Annotated in this window: 10 protein-coding genes; 3 read left to right on the plus strand and 7 right to left on the minus strand. The window is 69.1% G+C overall.

What is annotated here, in order from left to right; translation table 11 throughout:
* A partial coding sequence (gene rhlB / locus J7J50_RS21960) for an ATP-dependent RNA helicase RhlB (protein ID WP_215097561.1) occupies positions 1-1,539 on the minus strand: 1,539 nt, incomplete at its 3' end.
* A 275-nt stretch (positions 1,540-1,814) separates the two neighbouring features.
* Between rhlB and trxA the strand changes: the two genes are divergently transcribed.
* Together trxA and rho are read left to right on the plus strand one after the other, a co-directional pair.
* Positions 1,815-2,147 (plus strand): thioredoxin, encoded by a 333-nt coding sequence (trxA, locus tag J7J50_RS21965; protein WP_057944869.1) that lies wholly within the window; start codon positions 1,815-1,817, stop codon positions 2,145-2,147.
* A 249-nt stretch (positions 2,148-2,396) separates the two neighbouring features.
* Entirely contained in the window at positions 2,397-4,166 is a 1,770-nt protein-coding gene (rho, locus tag J7J50_RS21970; protein ID WP_215059939.1) for a transcription termination factor Rho, read from the plus strand.
* Between the two features lie 99 nt (positions 4,167-4,265).
* Here the strand turns inward: rho and J7J50_RS21975 are convergent, their stop codons facing one another.
* From J7J50_RS21975 to J7J50_RS21985, 3 genes are all read right to left on the minus strand, one after another.
* A complete protein-coding gene (locus J7J50_RS21975; RefSeq protein ID WP_215059937.1) occupies positions 4,266-6,065 on the minus strand; it encodes an XVIPCD domain-containing protein in 1,800 nt (599 codons plus the stop codon).
* 227 nt (positions 6,066-6,292) lie between these two features.
* On the minus strand, positions 6,293-6,490 hold the full coding sequence (locus J7J50_RS21980; protein WP_215059936.1) for a hypothetical protein: 198 nt from the start codon (positions 6,488-6,490) through the stop codon (positions 6,293-6,295).
* 192 nt (positions 6,491-6,682) lie between these two features.
* Entirely contained in the window at positions 6,683-7,537 is an 855-nt protein-coding gene (locus J7J50_RS21985; protein ID WP_215059934.1) for a protein tonB, read from the minus strand.
* A 203-nt stretch (positions 7,538-7,740) separates the two neighbouring features.
* Here J7J50_RS21985 and J7J50_RS21990 point away from each other — a divergent pair, with 203 nt between their 5' ends.
* Positions 7,741-9,579 (plus strand): monovalent cation:proton antiporter-2 (CPA2) family protein, encoded by a 1,839-nt coding sequence (locus J7J50_RS21990; protein WP_215059932.1) that lies wholly within the window; start codon positions 7,741-7,743, stop codon positions 9,577-9,579.
* A gap of 750 nt (positions 9,580-10,329) precedes the next feature.
* Here J7J50_RS21990 and J7J50_RS21995 read toward each other — a convergent pair.
* The 3 genes from J7J50_RS21995 to J7J50_RS25190 all read right to left on the minus strand — a co-directional run bounded on the left by J7J50_RS21995 (position 10,330) and on the right by J7J50_RS25190 (position 15,972).
* Positions 10,330-13,698 carry an ankyrin repeat domain-containing protein gene (locus J7J50_RS21995; RefSeq protein WP_215059930.1) on the minus strand — a complete coding sequence of 1,123 codons (3,369 nt, stop codon included), beginning with the start codon at positions 13,696-13,698 and terminating at the stop codon, positions 10,330-10,332.
* Complete coding sequence (locus J7J50_RS22000) at positions 13,691-13,948, minus strand: YcgL domain-containing protein (RefSeq protein ID WP_215059928.1); 258 nt, start codon at positions 13,946-13,948, stop codon at positions 13,691-13,693. The genes J7J50_RS21995 and J7J50_RS22000 overlap by 8 nt, the downstream gene beginning before the upstream one ends.
* A 395-nt stretch (positions 13,949-14,343) precedes the next feature.
* Entirely contained in the window at positions 14,344-15,972 is a 1,629-nt protein-coding gene (locus J7J50_RS25190; protein ID WP_215059926.1) for a S8 family serine peptidase, read from the minus strand.
* Positions 15,973-16,149: the final 177 nt, after the last annotated feature.

Consider the following 16,149-nt stretch of genomic DNA (forward strand, 5'->3'; position numbering starts at 1 on the left):
CTCGCCTTCGGCCGGATTCGCGCCCGGATGCGCGGCATCGGTCACCGCGCCTTCGACCCGCGGCTTGCGCGGCGGACGCGGCGCGGCGGCTTCGGCGCCGGCCACGGCGGCATCGGCCGGCTTGGCTACGCCGTCTTCGCTGCGCGTACGTTCGCGACGCGGCGCGCCATCGCGGCGGCCTTCGCTGCGACCGCCGCTGCGGCCCGCGCCCGGACCGCCGGAACGGCTGCCGCGACTGGTCACTCCGCGGCGCGCATCGTCGGCGGCGCGCTGCTCGCGCGCTTCCTTGAAGATCGAACCGATGCTCTCGTTGTCGTCGTCGCCTTCCTCGCCCGGCGGAATTTCGCGCGGCGCGCGCGGCAGCGCGACCAGCAGCTCGGCATCGACCGGCAGGGTCGGCAGCTTCTGCTCGATGTAGGCCTCGATGTCCGGCAGGCTCATCGCATAGCGCTCGCAGGCGAAGCTGATCGCGTCGCCCTCGGCGCCCAGGCGCGCGGTGCGGCCGATGCGGTGCACGTAGTCTTCCGCGTCGAACGGCAGATCGTAGTTGTAGACGTGGCTGACGCCGTCGATGTGCAGACCGCGCGCGGCCACGTCGGTGGCGACCAGGATTTCGAGCTGGCCCTTCTGGAACTTGTTGAGCAGCGACTCGCGCTTCTTCTGCGGCACGTCGCCCGACAGCACGCCGACGCGGTAACCGCCGCGCTCCAGCGCGCGCGCCACCCGCTCGACCCAGGCCTTGGTGTTGACGAACACCATCGTGCGCGCGCCTTCGCTGCGCGACAGCAGGCCCAGCAGCAGCGGGATCTTTTCTTCGTCGGCCGGGAAGTACACCTTCTGGCGCACCTTGGCGGCGGTGATGAACTCGGTTTCGACGACGATCTTTTCCGGCTCGTTCATGTGCTCGTAGGCGAGCTCGAGCACGCGATGGCTCAGCGTCGCCGAGAACAGCAAGGTCTGCCGTTCGGTGCGGATCGGCATGCGCCGCAGCAGGAAGCGGATGTCCTTGATGAAGCCCAGGTCGAACATGCGGTCGGCTTCGTCGAGCACGCACATCTCGCAGGCGTGCAGCGACACGACCTTGTGCTGCTTGACGTAGTCGATCAGGCGGCCGGGCGTGGCGATGATGACGTCGGCGCCCTTCTGCAGCAGCTCGCGCTGCTTGTCGTAATCGACGCCGCCGTAGACCAGGGCGAACTTCAGGCCCAGGTCGGAACCGAACTTCACCGCGTCCTTATGGATCTGGATCGCCAGTTCGCGCGTCGGCGCCAGGATCAGCGCGCGCGGGTCTTCGGGCTTGCGCTCGGCCAGGGCCGGGCGGGTCAGCAGGCGGTTCACCACCGTGACCAAAAAAGCCAGCGTCTTGCCGGTGCCGGTCTGGGCCTGTCCGGCCACGTCGCGGCCGGTCAGCGCGATCGGCAAAGTCAGTGCCTGGATCGGCGTGCAGCGCGAAAATCCGGCGGCCTCAAGGCCAGCCAGCAGGCTCGGATGCAGGTCGAAGGAGGAAAACGTAATGTCGGTTAAAGGCTTGTCGCTCATGCGTTTCGGAGATCCGCGCCGGTTCGGCGTCGTAGAGTGTCGCTTGCGTGGGTGGCGTCGGCGAAGCAGACTGCCGGGGCCGAGCCGACACCCGTTTTGCATTGGGAAGGCTGGCTCGATGAGGCCGTGGCGCGACACATTCTTTGAGGCCAGGGGCCTTGAAGGAGCCGCGAAACGCCCCAGTTTAGCGTAAGCCCCGCCCGGCATGGCCTGCCGGGCCGTTCCGTTCAAGATTCGCCCGATCCGTATGGACCGGGCTCCCGCAGGAGACCCCCGTGAGCGAAAAAGTTCTGCATGCTGGCGATTCCAACTTCGACGCCACCGTGCTGCAGTCGTCCGAACCGGTCCTGGTCGATTTCTGGGCCCCGTGGTGCGGTCCCTGCAAGGCGATCGGCCCGATCGTGGAGCAGCTCGCCGAGCAGTACGACGGCAAAGCCAAGGTGGTCAAGGTCGATGTGCAGGAATTCCCGTCGCTGGGCGTTCGCTACAACGTGCGCAGCATCCCCATGTTGTTGATGTTCAAGGACGGCCAGGTCCATTCCAGCCAGCTGGGCGCGCCGCCGAACATCAAGTCGCTGCTGACCCAGATGATCGACAAGGCCATCTGAGGCCTGTCATCGAAGATGCGTGACGCTTGCGCCCGCAGCGGGCGCAAGCGCTCCGGGCCTTGCCCGGCAACGTGAACGGTATAGCCCGGGAAGCTTGCCGCCACGCAGCAGCAGTGCTAGTTTCGCAACACCCGGCGTCGGACTTCGCGTCCCTGCGCCGCACCCCGTCTAGCTACTCATCATCAACCCACGTCCCTGACGTCCCGCTCGCCCGATGCGAGCGCTCGCCGCTTAGCGAGGAACCTCCGCTTGTCCGATAAGACCCCCGACGCTGGCGATACCGCCGAAAAGCGCGTGCGCAAGCCGCGTGCCAGCAAAGCCGCCGACGCCGCCCCCGCGGTCGTCAGCGATGCCAGCCCGCTGATCCCAGCCCCCGTCGCGCCGCCCGCGCCCGCCGCCATCGCGGCCGCCGAGCCGGCCGCGCCCCGTCCTCCCAAGATTTCGCCTGCTCCGGCCGCCAGCGCCGGCGAGTCCGCTCCGGCCGCCTCCGGCGCCGCCGAGACCGCCGCGCCGCAGAACCAACACGGTGAAGGCAACAACCCGCAATCGCAGCAGCAAGGCCAGAACCAGGGCCAGCAGCGCGACGGCGGCTTCAACGACCGCGGCGGCAATCGCCGCGACCGCTTCCGCAATCGCCGCGACCGCGATCGCAACGGCCGTCCGCAGCAGCAGCGCGGCGGCGACGACGGTTTCAACGAAGGCAACGGCGAGAACTTCGTCCCGCGCCCGCACCCGCAGGTGCCCGAGGGCTTCCCGCAGTATTCGCTGGGCGACCTCAAGCGCATGCCGGCGCCGAAGCTGCTGGATCTGGCCGATCAGCTCAGCATCCAGGAAGGCGTGGCCCGCGCGCGCAAGCAGGACGTCATCTTCGCCCTGTTGAAGGTGCTGACCCGCCACGGCGAAGGCGTCGCCGCCGACGGCGTGCTGGAAATCCTGCCGGACGGTTTCGGCTTCCTGCGCGCGGCCGAGGCCAGCTATCTGGCCGGCCCGGACGATACCTACATCTCGCCCAGCCAGATCCGCCGCTTCAACCTGCGCACCGGCGACCACCTGTCCGGCCGCATCCGCTTCCCGAAGGACGGCGAGCGCTACTTCGCGCTGTCGGTCGTGGACAGCATCAACGGCGAGCCGCTGGAAGCGTCGAAGAACAAGGTGCTGTTCGAGAACCTGACGCCGCTGTTCCCGCGCCGCAAGTTCAAGCTCGAACGCGCCGACGGTTCCACCGAAGACATCACCGGCCGCATCCTCGACCTGATGGCGCCGCAGGGCAAAGGCCAGCGCGCGCTGATCGTTTCGCCGCCCAAGGCCGGCAAGACGATGATGATGCAGCAGGTCGCCACCGCGATCACGCACAACCATCCCGACGTGCACCTGATCGTGCTGCTGGTGGACGAGCGTCCAGAAGAAGTGACCGAAATGCAGCGCACCGTGCGCGGCGAAGTGGTCTCCTCGACCTTCGACGAACCGGCCGCGCGCCATGTGCAGGTCGCCGAGATGGTGATCGAGCGCGCCAAGCGCCTGGTCGAACACAAGAAGGACGTGGTGATCCTGCTCGACTCGATCACCCGCCTGGCCCGCGCCTACAACAACGTCGTGCCCTCCTCGGGCAAGGTGTTGTCCGGCGGCGTGGACGCCAACGCCCTGCACCGTCCGAAGCGCTTCTTCGGCGCCGCGCGCAACGTCGAGGAAGGCGGCTCGCTGACGATCATCGCCACCGCCTTGATCGACACCGGCAGCAAGATGGACGAGGTGATCTACGAAGAGTTCAAGGGCACCGGCAACTCGGAAGTCCACCTGAACCGCCGTATCGCCGAAAAGCGCGTGTACCCGGCCATCGACATCAACCGTTCGGGCACGCGCCGCGAAGACCTGCTGATCGAGCCGGAGCTGCTGCAGAAGATCTGGATCCTGCGCAAGCTGCTGCACGGCATGGACGAAATCGGCGCGATGGAATTCCTGCTCGACAAGATGAAGACCACCAAGTCGAACGACGAATTCTTCAGCTCGATGAAGCGCTGAGCGATCCGCGATCGAACAAGAAAAAGCCCCGCGATCCGGGGCTTTTTCCGTTTCGGCGCGCACCCGCGGCGACAACGCCGCGGGTGCCTCGGGCCGGCGTCAGAAGCCGCGGCCGCCGTTTTGCGACAGCTGGGTTTGCGCCTGCGATTGCTCGTGGGCGGTGTGCTGCGCCGCGAGCTTGCTGCTGGTTTCCACGCTCTGGTGCGAGCCGGTGGCGACATCCAGCGCGACCATGCGCCGCGTCGGCGAATCCAGGTCGCCCTGCACCGCGAACACGCGGCTGCCGTCCTTGCTCGCGACCAAGTGATCCACCTGGGTCAAGCCGCCGGCGCGAGTGGCCGGCACCAGCGCCGCGGCCAGATTCTTCTGCTGCTGATCGTTGAGTTTGGGCATCTCGGTGCCCTTGACCTTGTCGAGCAGGTCGCGGAACTGGCCGTTCAACGCATTCGCGCTGCTGGTCAAAATACCGGCCACGCGCAGCCCGTCCTCGATCGTGCCGCCGAGCTTGTTGGTGTTGCGATTGGCCGCTTCCTGCGCCGCCGCCGGCAGCAGGTAGGTGCCGCGCTCGCGATCGCCGTCGCGATCGCGCACGTAGCGCTTGACGTCCTTGAGCTCCAGGTCGAGGAACTCCTTCGACGCGTTCTTGGCCGCCTGCGCCAACAGCATCTGCTGTTCCAGGTTCAACTTGTCCAGGTTCTGGCCCGACGCCAGGGTATCGACCAGCGAGGCGGGCTGCACTTTTTGCTTGAGGAACGCCAGGAAGCGCTCGCGCGTTTCCGGGTTCTCGCCGATGCCGTCGACGATGCGCGTGGCGGTGGACAGCGCGTTGGGGCCGTCGGTGGGCATGCCCGCGATCTGGCGCATCACGCCGCTGATCGCGCGCTTGGGCTCCATGCCTTCCGCGAACGGGAAGCGCTCGCGGAACTCGTCCCATTGCGGCGCCAGAATCGCTTCGCGCGCACGCTTGATCAGCTCATACGCGCCGGCGGCGAAGGCCACCACGGCGACGCCGACCGGCGCGATGCCGATCAGGCCGCCGACCAGACCGGCGTTGCGCGCACCCATCAGCAAGGCGACGTTGCCGATGCTGCCGGCGGTCTTGAAGCCGCCGCTGAGCAGGTCGAACGCGGCGTCCACGCGCTGGTCGGTGTCCAGCGCCTTGCCGGTGACCGGATCGCGGCCGTTGAAGACGCGGCCGGCGTTGTGGCCGATCTCTTCCGCGCCGCCGACCACGGTCTTGATCGCGCTGTAGCGTTCGAGAATCTTCGCCGCGTCGCGTTCGCGGCCGGTGCGGGTGGCGAATTCCAGCACGGCGCCGAGCGCCACCGCGTCCAGCGGCTGACCGTTGCGCTGCGCGGCGCTGCCGGCCTCGATCGCGGCCTGCAAGGCTTCCAGGGTTTCGGCGACATCGCCGTGACCGCCGCTGACGGCGAGTTGCTTGAGCTCGTTCAACGGCCGGTCCACCGACGCCGGCGGCTGGCTGTCGCGATGGGCCGACCAGGTCTTGGCGTAGCCGACCAGCGAGGCCTGCAGGTTTTCCGGCATCGCCACGGCATAACCGTGGAACGGCGGCGACATGCGTGCATCGGAGCGGGTCTCGCCCGGATGCAGCTTCCAGTTCAGCGCGGTTTCGGCCAACGCGCCGCCGGGCGCGGCGACCGAATTGACGGTGGCTTCGAGGGTGTCCTCGTCCACCACCAGCCCGTTGCGTTGCAGCGCATCGGCGACGACCGCGCGCAGCACGGTATCGCGCGACCACTCGTCGTCGGCGGGCAGCAGCGCGGTGTAAGCGCCGGCGGGGGTTTGCGAATCGCCCTGGCCGGCGTACCAGCGGTGGGCGGCGGGGTCCTCGGCCGGACTGCGGCCGGGAGGTGAAATCGAATCGACTGCGGCATTCATAGACACTGGCTCCATGTCGGTGCTACTGCTTCACGAGTCGCCGAGCCCGACTAGGGAGTGCGGGTGCTACGGGTGGCGGGCGAACCGGCATCATGCCCCGGACTGGGGTCCGGGACAATTCGGGGGCGGATGGGCGGGGCCGGCCGCGTTCGCGCGGGCGCGGGGCGAGCGCCCGGGATGCGCAGCCCATGGTCCGCTCGATGCAACGATGGATCGCCGCGAAACCGTTACCGGTCCGTCGGTCCTCCCTGATTGCGCAAGCACACGAACGATTCGCCTGCGCCGAGCCGAGGATCGGGGTAAGCCAGGCCGTCGCCGGCCTGATCGCCCGCGATCAATCCCCAATGCCCGGTCGGATCGTCTATCAAGCCCGGATCGCACGCGCTCAACAACAGCGCCAGCAGCATCGCCGCGACGATTTTCATGACCACCTCCCTGTGTAGGACAACGGATGCGCTCCTGCGCGACGCCGGACGCGTTGCGGCCGGGTCGTCCGTTATTGTCCTTGGGCGCTATCGCACAGGGCGCGACCAGTCACAACGCATGTGCATTGTCGTGATGGGATCGGTGTCTTGAAGCCGCCAGGCATCGGTGGAAACCGTGCCTGGCCTTGCGATTTATCCCTGCGACAAGGGCGTCAGCAGGCGCGGCCCGCGACCGAGCATGCGCAAGCCGGTGCCAGAAAACGCATCCACACCGGCGGTCGCATCCTGGTCGGTGGGCAGCCACGGCGCGCGTGCGCGCGGGCCGGGCACGTAGGCCTCCCACTGGCCGTAGGCCGGGCGCTTGCGCTCGAACAGGAAGTCCACCGGCACGCGCACCTGCCAATGATCGGCGCCGACTTCAGCGCCTTCGCGCGGCGGCGTGAAGCGCCAGCGCTTGACCGCGCTGAGGCTGGCGGCGGCGAATTGCTTGCGGAAAGCGTCCATCTGCCGCTCGCTGCCGATCGCGCGCAGATTGACCTGCTCGGCGAAGGCGTCGCTGACCTTGCCGTCGCGGCCGATGCGCGCGACCAGATACACCGTCGCCGGCAAGCGCGCGGCGGCCGCGGCGCTCGGGTAGGACGGCGGCGGCAGCGACACCGAGGCCGGCATTTCGGCCGGCTTCGTCTCGCCGAAGTGAGCGCTGACGATGCGCAGGGTGTAATTCTCCGCGCCCTGCTCCGGCGCCTGGCGCAGGACCACGCGCACGCTCATCGGCGTGCCGTCGGCATCGGCGGCGTCGCCGGGATGGGCGGGATCGAATTTCCATTGCGGCACTGCGCCGCGGATCAGCTGACTGACGGACGCGGGCACGTCGCTTTCGCGGTCGATCTGCAGGCCCTGCACATGGCCGTCGGCGGCGATGCGGACCTTGCCGGTCAGCACCATGCTCATTTCGATCTGTTTGCGCACCGCGCCCGGACCCTTGCCCGCGGCCAGCGCCGGGATCGCGAAGGCCAGCAGCAGCGCCGCGCAGGTGGTTCGTTTCATCATGTTCATCCGTAAACCCCTTTAATTCAGATTCGCTTCCGCCGCCGCGCGGACGATTGAAATTCGGCGACCGGGCAACCATAGCAAAGCATCGGCGTCATCCTTCGCTGCGGTCGGACCGTTGCTATCCATAACGCAACTTCGCCTCGCTACCCTCCCCCAACCGGCGCCGTCGCGCGCCATAATCCTGATCGGAGGTGCCCATGCACGGTGGCGGTCTAGAACTTGCGTTGTTGTTTCTGCTCGCCGCGGTCATCGCGGTGCCGGTGTTCCGCAAGTTCGGGCTGGGCGCGGTGCTGGGTTATCTGGCCGCGGGCGTGGTGCTGGGGCCTTACGGAATCAAGGTGATCAGCGATGCCGAGCCGGTCCTGGCGGCGTCGGAAATCGGCGTGGTCATGATGCTGTTCGTGATCGGCCTGGAACTGTCGCCGGCGCGGCTGCGGGTGATGCGCAAGCCGGTGTTCGGCGCCGGCGGATTGCAGGTGTTGCTCAGCGGCCTGGCCCTGGGCGCGCTGGCGATGTTCGGCGGCCAGTTGGGCTGGAAAGCGGCGACCGTGGTCGGCCTGGGCCTGGCCCTGTCCTCGACCGCGGTGTGCCTGCAATTGCTGTCCGAGCGCAAAGGCCTGTCGGCCGATTACGGACGGCTCGCCTTCGCCATCCTGCTGTTCCAGGATCTGGCGGCGATTCCGCTGCTGGCGGCGATCCCGCTGCTCGGCAAGGCCGCGGCGGTGGAAGGCCTGAACTGGATGGCGGTGGCCAAGGCGGTCGGCGCGATCGCGGCGGTGGTGTTCGGCGGCCGGGTGTTGCTGCGACAGGTGTTCCGCATCGTCGCCCGCACCCAGATGCCCGAGGTGTTCACCGGCGCGGCGCTGCTGACCGTGCTCGGTTCGGCCTGGGTGCTGCAGACCGCCGGACTGTCGGCCGGCCTGGGCGCGTTCCTGGCCGGTGTGCTGCTGGCCGATTCGGAATTCCGCCATGAGCTGGAATCGCAGATCGAGCCGTTCAAGGGCCTGTTGCTGGGCCTGTTCTTCATGGCCGTGGGCATGAGCATCGACCTGCAGCGCGTGCTCGCCGAACCGCTGCTGATCGGCGCGATCGTCGCCGCGCTGCTGGCGGTGAAGTTCGTATTGCTGTTCGGCGTGGGCATCAGCGCCGGCGGCCTGGACAAGCGCGGCGCGTTCCAGCTGGCGACGGTGATGTCGCTGGGCGGCGAGTTCGCTTTCATCGTGTTCAACGAAGCGGTCAAGGCGAATCTGCTCGACGATCCCACCCGCGATCGCCTGATCGCCGCGGTCGGCGTGTCGATGGCGCTCACGCCGCTGCTGATGATCGCCGCGCAGCGCATGCTCGATGCGACGCCGGCGCCGAAGGACAAGCGGCCGTACGACGAGATTCCCGATCATCATCCGCAGGTGCTGATCGCCGGCATGGGCCGCTTCGGCCAGATCATCGCGCGCCTGCTGGTCGCTCACCGCACGCCCTTCATCGGCATCGAGAACAGCGCCGAGCAGGTCGATTTCATGCGCCGCTTCGGCAACATGATCTATTACGGCGATCCGGCGCGGCCGGAGCTGCTACGTTCGGCCGGCGCGGCCAACGTGAAGATTTTCGTGGTCGCCATCGACGATCGCGACAGCGGCATCCGCACCGTGCGCACGATCCGGCGCCTGTATCCCAAGGCCAAGGTGTTCGCCCGCGCGCGCGACCGCCGCCACGCCTGGGACCTGATGGACCTGGGCGCCGAGCCGATGCGCGAGACCTTCCACTCCAGCCTGAAATTGGGCGAAGAAGTGTTGGTGGAACTGGGCGTGGAGGCCGAGATCGCGCGCGATCATGTCGAGCGCTTCCGCGAGCTGGACGAACGCATGCTCAACGCGCAGTACCTGGTGCACGACGATGAAGACGCGCTGATCCAGAGCGCGCGCGACGGGCGCAAGGAACTGGAGGAGTTGTTCAACGCCGATCGCGGCGAAGGCATCCTGGCGGGGATGGTGGATCAGCAGAGCACGACGCTGCCTGGGGAAAGCGTGACTCGGCATTGAGCGTCAGCCGGTGCTTGGGGTTTCACCTGGCCTCGTGTCGGGGCTGAAAGCCCCTCCCACAAAAAACCTCGGACCGGCGCAGGGTTTGTGGTGGATGGCCTTCGGCTACGGGGACTGTTGAGCGTCAGTCGGTGTTTGGGGTTTCACCTGACCTCGTGTCGGGGCTGAAAGCCCCTCCCACAAAAAACTTCGGACCGGCGCAGGGTTTGTGATGGGCGGCCTTCGGCTACTCAGACTGTTGAGCGTGAGCCGGCGCTTGGGGTTTCACCTGACCTCGTGTCGGGGCTGAAAGCCCCTCCCACAAAAAACTTCGGACCGGCGCAGGGTTTGTGCTGGGTGGCCTTCGGCTACGGGGACTGTTGAGCGTCAGCCGGTGTTTGGGGTTTCACCTGGCCTCGTGTCGGGGCTGAAAGCCCCTCCCACAAAAAACTTCGGACTGGCGCAGGTTTGTGCTGGGCGGCCTTCGGCTACTGAGACTGTTGAGCGTCAGCCGATGTTTGGGGTTTCACCTGACCTCAGTCGGGGCTGAAAGCCCCTCCCACAAAAAACCTCGGACCAGCGCAGGGTTGTGGTGGGCGGCGTTCGGCCACTGAGACTCATGCGAAGCCTCGCGTAACCCCGAGCACTTTTGTGGGAGGGGCTTTCAGCCCCGACACCCGCAGCGGTTAACCACTCAGGCCCGACGACCTGACCGAAGCCCGGAATACGCGATCGACAGACCACGGCGAAGGCGCGATCCGCGCCGCGCCGTCAGCCGCCGCCCGGCCCGCGCAGAAACCGCGCCATCGACACGCCGCCGTTGCTGCCGTTGCCCGGCGTCGCCGGAGCGAACTCGGCGGCGATATCGACGAAGCCGCGCATCACCGCGATCTCGCGCGGCGTGCGGTTGAGCGCATCGCGCACGTCCGGGTTGGCGCCGTGGCGCAGCAGGCGCTGCACCACGCGCAGCAAACCATGCAGCGCGGCCAGATGCAGCGGACCGAAACCGCGCGGGTCCTGCACGTCCAGCGAAGCCTCATGATCGAGCAGCAGTTCCAGACCGGCGATCAGCACGTCCTCATCCGCGGCGGTGCCCGGCTCGGCGCGCGCGCCCAGCAACAGCAACAGCGGCGTGGCGCCGGCGGCGGACTGGTCGGCATCGACGCCGGCCAGCAGCAAGGTGTCGAACAAGGCGACCAGGCGGCTGCGCTCGCGCGCGGTGAAGCCGAACATGGCCGCGCAATGCAGGGCCATGCGGCCTTGCGCGTCGCGCGCCTGGACGTCGGCGCCGGCGGTCAGCAAACGCGCGGCCAGATCGGTCAGGCCGAGCGCGCAGGCGACCATCAACACGGTCAGATCGCCCGGCAAGCGCTGTTCCAGCGAAGCGCCGGCGGCGACCAGACGATCGACGATTTCGCCATGACGCATGCTCACCGCGGCCGACAACGGCGTCGCCCCGGAATTGGCCGCGCGCTGCGGATCGGCGCCGCGCGCGAGCAGCAGATCGACCACCGCGCGATGACCGCCACCGGCGGCGCGCAGCAGCGAGGTGCAACCCTGACTGTCGGGCGAATCCACCGACAGGCCCAGGTCGAGCAGGCGGCGTACCGCGTCGGCGTCGCCGACGATCGCCGCGGCCGGCACATCGGCCGGCTGCAGCGGGCGGCGCGGCAACGGCCAGCCGCGCCAGTCCAGCCAATCGGCGAGGTCGCGCCGGCCCGAGGCCAGGGCGACGCCGAGTGGGGTCTGGCCGTCGGCGGCGAGCAGATCGGGCGCGGCGCCGTTCGCGACCAGGCGCTTGAGCATGGCTTCGCGGCCGAGCGCGGCGGCCAGATGCAGCGCGCTCATGCCGTGGCTGTCGCGGGTGTTCAGATCGACGCCGGCGGTGAGCAGGCGTTCGAGCAGGCGCGACCAGCCCAGCCGCACCGCGATCGCCAGCGCGGGATCGCCGTTGGCCGTGCACGCGAACGGATCGGCGCCGCGTTCGAGCAGGTCGAGCGCGAATTGTTCCAGCCCGCGCGCGGCCTGATCGCCGGCCGAACAAGTGGCCAGAAACCGTCCCAGGCCGCCGCGGCCGGCCGGCGAGACGCCGTGGCGCAGCAGCGTCTGCAGGGCCGGCAGCGAGGCCGGCGCGCGGTCGAGCAGGGCGAACAGCACCGTGTCGCCCTCGGCGTTGCGCACGTTGACGTCGGCGCCCTGGCCGAGCAGCCATTCGATGCGTTCGGCGGTCGGCACCTGGCCGTCTTCTTCGTGCAGTTGCGCGCCCAGCTCGGCCGGGCTGAGCAGCTTGGCCAGGCCGGTGAGTTCCGAAGCGCGGCCGTCGCGCAGACCGTCGCGCAACAGCGCGGCCGGCATGCGATCGACGATGACGCGCTCGCCTTCGGGCGCATCGCTGTCGCCTTCGCCACTGACCGCGGTCGGCAGCGGATAGGCGCGATCGAGCGCGGCGACCAGCGACCAGCGTCCGGCCTCGGCGGCGCGATCGACCGCGCGCTTGCCCTGGCGATCGCGCAGTTCCGCGTCGATGCCCAGATCGAGCAGGCGCACCACCAGCGGCGGCGACGCGGTTTCGGCTTGGCAGGCCAGGATCAGCGCGCTGGCGCCGTCGGCGTCGACCGCCTGGGCCTCGGCCACGCCGCCTTGCGGCAGGTGTTCCAGCAAGCGTTCCAACACCGCGGCGCGGCCGCCGCGCGCGGCTTCCAGCAGCGGCGTGCGCTGCTGGCTGTCGATCGCGTTGGCGTCGGCGCCGGCGGCCAGCAAGGTGGTGACGATGTCCAGATGGCCGGCGAAGGACGCGGTGTGCAGCGCGCTACGGCGCTGACCGTCGCGGGCGTCGATGCGGGCCTTGTGCTTGAGCAGCAGCTGCACGCCGGCCGGATCGTCCTCGTCGCCGCCGGCCGCGGCCAGCAGCGCGGGCGCGCCGCCGGGGTGTTCGGTCTTGGCGCCGCGCTCGAGCAAGAATTTGGCCAGCCGCCAGTTGCCGCTGGCGCAGGCCACGCCCAGCGGCGACAGGCCGTCCTGATTGAGCGGTTCCAGCTCGGCCTGGGCGTCGCGCAGCAGCGCCGCCACGCCCGGATCGGAGCTGCGCGCGGCGTGGTGCAGCGGCGTGTTGCCTTCGAAATCGGCCAGGCGCGGATCGGCGCCGTTGGCGAGCAGGGTCATCACCGCGTCGGGGCGGCCGTGCCAGCTGTCGCGGGTGGCGGCCAGCAGCGGCGTCATGCCGGCGTGGCTGGCGTTGAGGTCCACGCCGCTGGCGATCAGCGCGCGCAGCAGGCGCAGGTCGGGCAGCACCGCGGCCAGCACCGGCAGGCTGCGGCGGTCGCGTTCGTCGCCAGTGGGCTCGGCGTTGACGTCGGCGCCCAGTTCGATCAGTTCCAGCGCGCGCTCGACCTTGCCGGCGCGGGCGGCGGCGTACAGGGCCGGGGTCAGTTGCGCATCGGCCAGCGGTTCGCCGTCGTCGAGCAGGTCGTCGGCGCCGTGCACGGTGTCGAGTTCGGGATCGAATTCCACGCCCGGCAGCGGCTGCGCCGGGGCGATCGACTGCAGCAATACGTGCAGCGCCGGCGAGGCCACGGCGAAGACCGCCGCCAGCCCCCAGCGCGCGCCGTCGAGCAACAGCCCGGGCCAGGCCAGCAGCACCGCCGCGCCGGCCAGGCCGGCGACGATCGCCGCCACGCCCAGGCCGCGCCACGCGCCCAGATCCAGCTCCGCCAGCCGCGCCCATTGCGGCGGCAACGGCGCGCCGTCGCGTTCGGCGCCCTGCCACAGCGGCCACAGCCGCCACAGGCCCAGCAGAATCAGTCCGGCGACCACGCTCAGGCCGAGCGCCGCCAGCAGCGATCCGCTCTGCATCAGCGCGCTCAGCGGCCAGGCGACCAGCGCCGCGGTGGCCGCGGTGACGCCGCCCCACAGCGCCGACAGGGTCAGCAGTTCCGGTTTCCACGCCGGCGTCGCCTCGCGCCGTTTCCACATGCGCGCCGCCAGCGCGAACGCCGGCTGCGACAAGGCGCCGCCGATCAACGCGATCACCCCGCCGACCGGACCGCCGCCGAAACCGGTCGCCAGCGCCAGCGCCAGGCCGGCGGCGAGCGCGAGGCCGAAACCGCGGGAGAGGGCGCTCGGGCTGCGGGGCTCAGGCATCGGGCGTCGTGACCTCGCCGATCACCGGGGGAAATTGCAGATGGAAGCCGCGGGTGCGGAGGTTTTCGCGCACCGCCGCCGCGTCGGCGCGAGCCAGCTTGCGCTGCGCGCTCAACTCGACCTCGAGCACGAACTGCAGCGAACCCAGCTGCGCGCGCACGGGCTCGGGCAGGCGCTCGAAATCGTCGCGCGCGCTCAGGTACACGTAGGTGTCTGCCTTGCGGAGACTTTTGTAAACGTAGGCTTGCATGGGGCGGGCGGTACAGCCGGGGGAGACTGTTTTTCTGCATCGCAGATGTGATGCACAGCATACCTGCCCGTCCGGTCTACGCGAACTTCCATGTTCAGCCCCAGGCCCGGACCGAAGTGCTACGGCGGGTGCCGGTCGCGCAGGGGTGGCGACCCCTGACAGCCCCCAATGCTCCTTTGATGGTCGGCGATGACCGCCGGCCTTCGCCGCCCCGGCCGACGGCGGCGGACTTGGCCGCGGCCATCATCGGGCGGCGCCAAAGCCAGGGCGATCGCTTTTCGTACCTGCGCCGCCCACGATCGCCAAGGCGGCGAGCCCGGGTCACGCCCCGCCCGGCCACGAACGCCGCCCTCCGGCCGAAGCCGGAGGACGGCGGCGGTCCGGCGTGGGCCGGCTCAGTTGGGCGCGGACGCGCCGGTGGAAGTCAGCCGATCCAGGGCTTCGAACGCGCGGACCATGCCGGCGCCGTACTCGTTGTCGCGGCCGGGCGCGCCGAGATCCTGCGCTGAAGAGGTGATCGCCTCGCGTACCTGCGCCGGCGTCGCCGACGGCCGGGCCGCGAACAGTAGCGCGGCTACGCCGGCCACATGCGGCGAAGCCATCGAGGTGCCGCTCATCATCGCGTAGCTCTCGGCATCGTAGACCGGGGTCGGGTTGAGCGTGGCGGTCTGTCCGACGCGGGCGAGCAACTGCTGTCCGGTCTCCTTGTTGACGCTGGCCAGGCTGATCGAAACCGAACTCGCCAGCCGCCCGGTGATCCCGAACGGATCGTTCACGTTGTTGGCCAGCACCATGCCGACGCCCCCGCCGTTCTTCGCCGCCGCGACCTTTTCGGTAACCGTGTTCTCGCCGCGCGCGCACAACACGATCTTGCCGCTCCAGCTGCCGGCCGCGGTGCAAAGCCCGCCGTCGACCAGCGCGCCGCTGACCGTGGTGGACGCCGAGCCGCCCAGCGGCAGCGTCGGGAAGCTGTCGGCGCCGACCGTCAGCGGCGTGCCGCGAACCGGATAGGTGCTGGAAATATCCACGCCCGGCGCGGCGATATCGACCGCGTCGTTGAATTGCGAGAATGGCGCGCGGGCCTGGTTGGCATCGATCGCCGCCACCGAAAACACGCTTGCGTAGGACGCCGGATACGACTTGCTGCTGTTGCCGGAATTGCCCGCCGCGGCCACCGACAGCACGCCCTGGCTCAACAACTGGGTGAACGCGTTGCTCTCCAGCGAACTCGACACCGGACCGCCGAGGCTCATGTTGATGACCTTGGCGCCGGCCTGGGCGCAGCGATTGGCCGCATCGACCAGACTCGACGCGAACGACGCGTGGCCGCAGGTGGGGCCGTCGAAATATTTGACGATGTGCAGCGAGACCTTGCCCGGGCTCACCCCGATCACGCCCTTGCCGTTGTTGCCGACCGCGGCGATGGTGCCGGCGACGTGAGTGCCGTGCCCGCAGGTGTCGCTGTTCCAGGTCTTGCCGGTGGGCGCGTAGCCGTTCAGGGCGATGCCGGCGAAGTCCTCGTGGCTGGCGCGCAGCCCCGAATCGATCACGCAGACCTTGACGCCGGTGCCGTCGGCGCCGGCGGCGACCGCATCGGGCGCCTGCACCTGCGATACGCCGTAGGGCACGAATTCGCCCATCGGATAGCGAAGCGCGTCTTCTTCCACGATCAGGTTCTTGTTGCCGCGCAGATTCGCCACGACCTCGGCCGGCAAGGTCATGACCACCGTGTTGAGATGGTCGAATTCGTAGTGGGTCTTGGCGCCGATCAGGCGCGCCGAGCGCGCGCTCTTGTTCGCCGCGATGGAGGAACGCAGGGCATCGACCTTGTGCTGGATCAGCGACTTGATCCCGGTCTTCTGGCCGGACGCGTAGCGAATCGAGACGCGGCTGGTTTCGCTCGCCGGTTGATTCGGGAACGACGGTTCCACCGGTTGCGCGGCGGCGACCAGGCCGGACAGGCCGAGCGAGATCGCCGCGACCAGCGCGACGGAAAGCGGATGACGCGAATGCGTGATAGCCATTACTTCAGTTCCTTCTTCGAGTACGGATTCGGCCTGTCTGGCCGGCGATGCGCCCGCGGCGACGCGTTGCCGCGGGACGCAGCCAAGCTAGCGGCGCAGTCGAAAATCGAACAAGGCGTAAAGAATCCACACCGGCCGCAATGCGGACGACGCGAATCACACTTCGAAGAAAGGTTC

Origin of the sequence: Lysobacter sp. ISL-50 (genome assembly GCF_018612875.1) — a bacterium.
Lineage (GTDB): Bacteria > Pseudomonadota > Gammaproteobacteria > Xanthomonadales > Xanthomonadaceae > Lysobacter.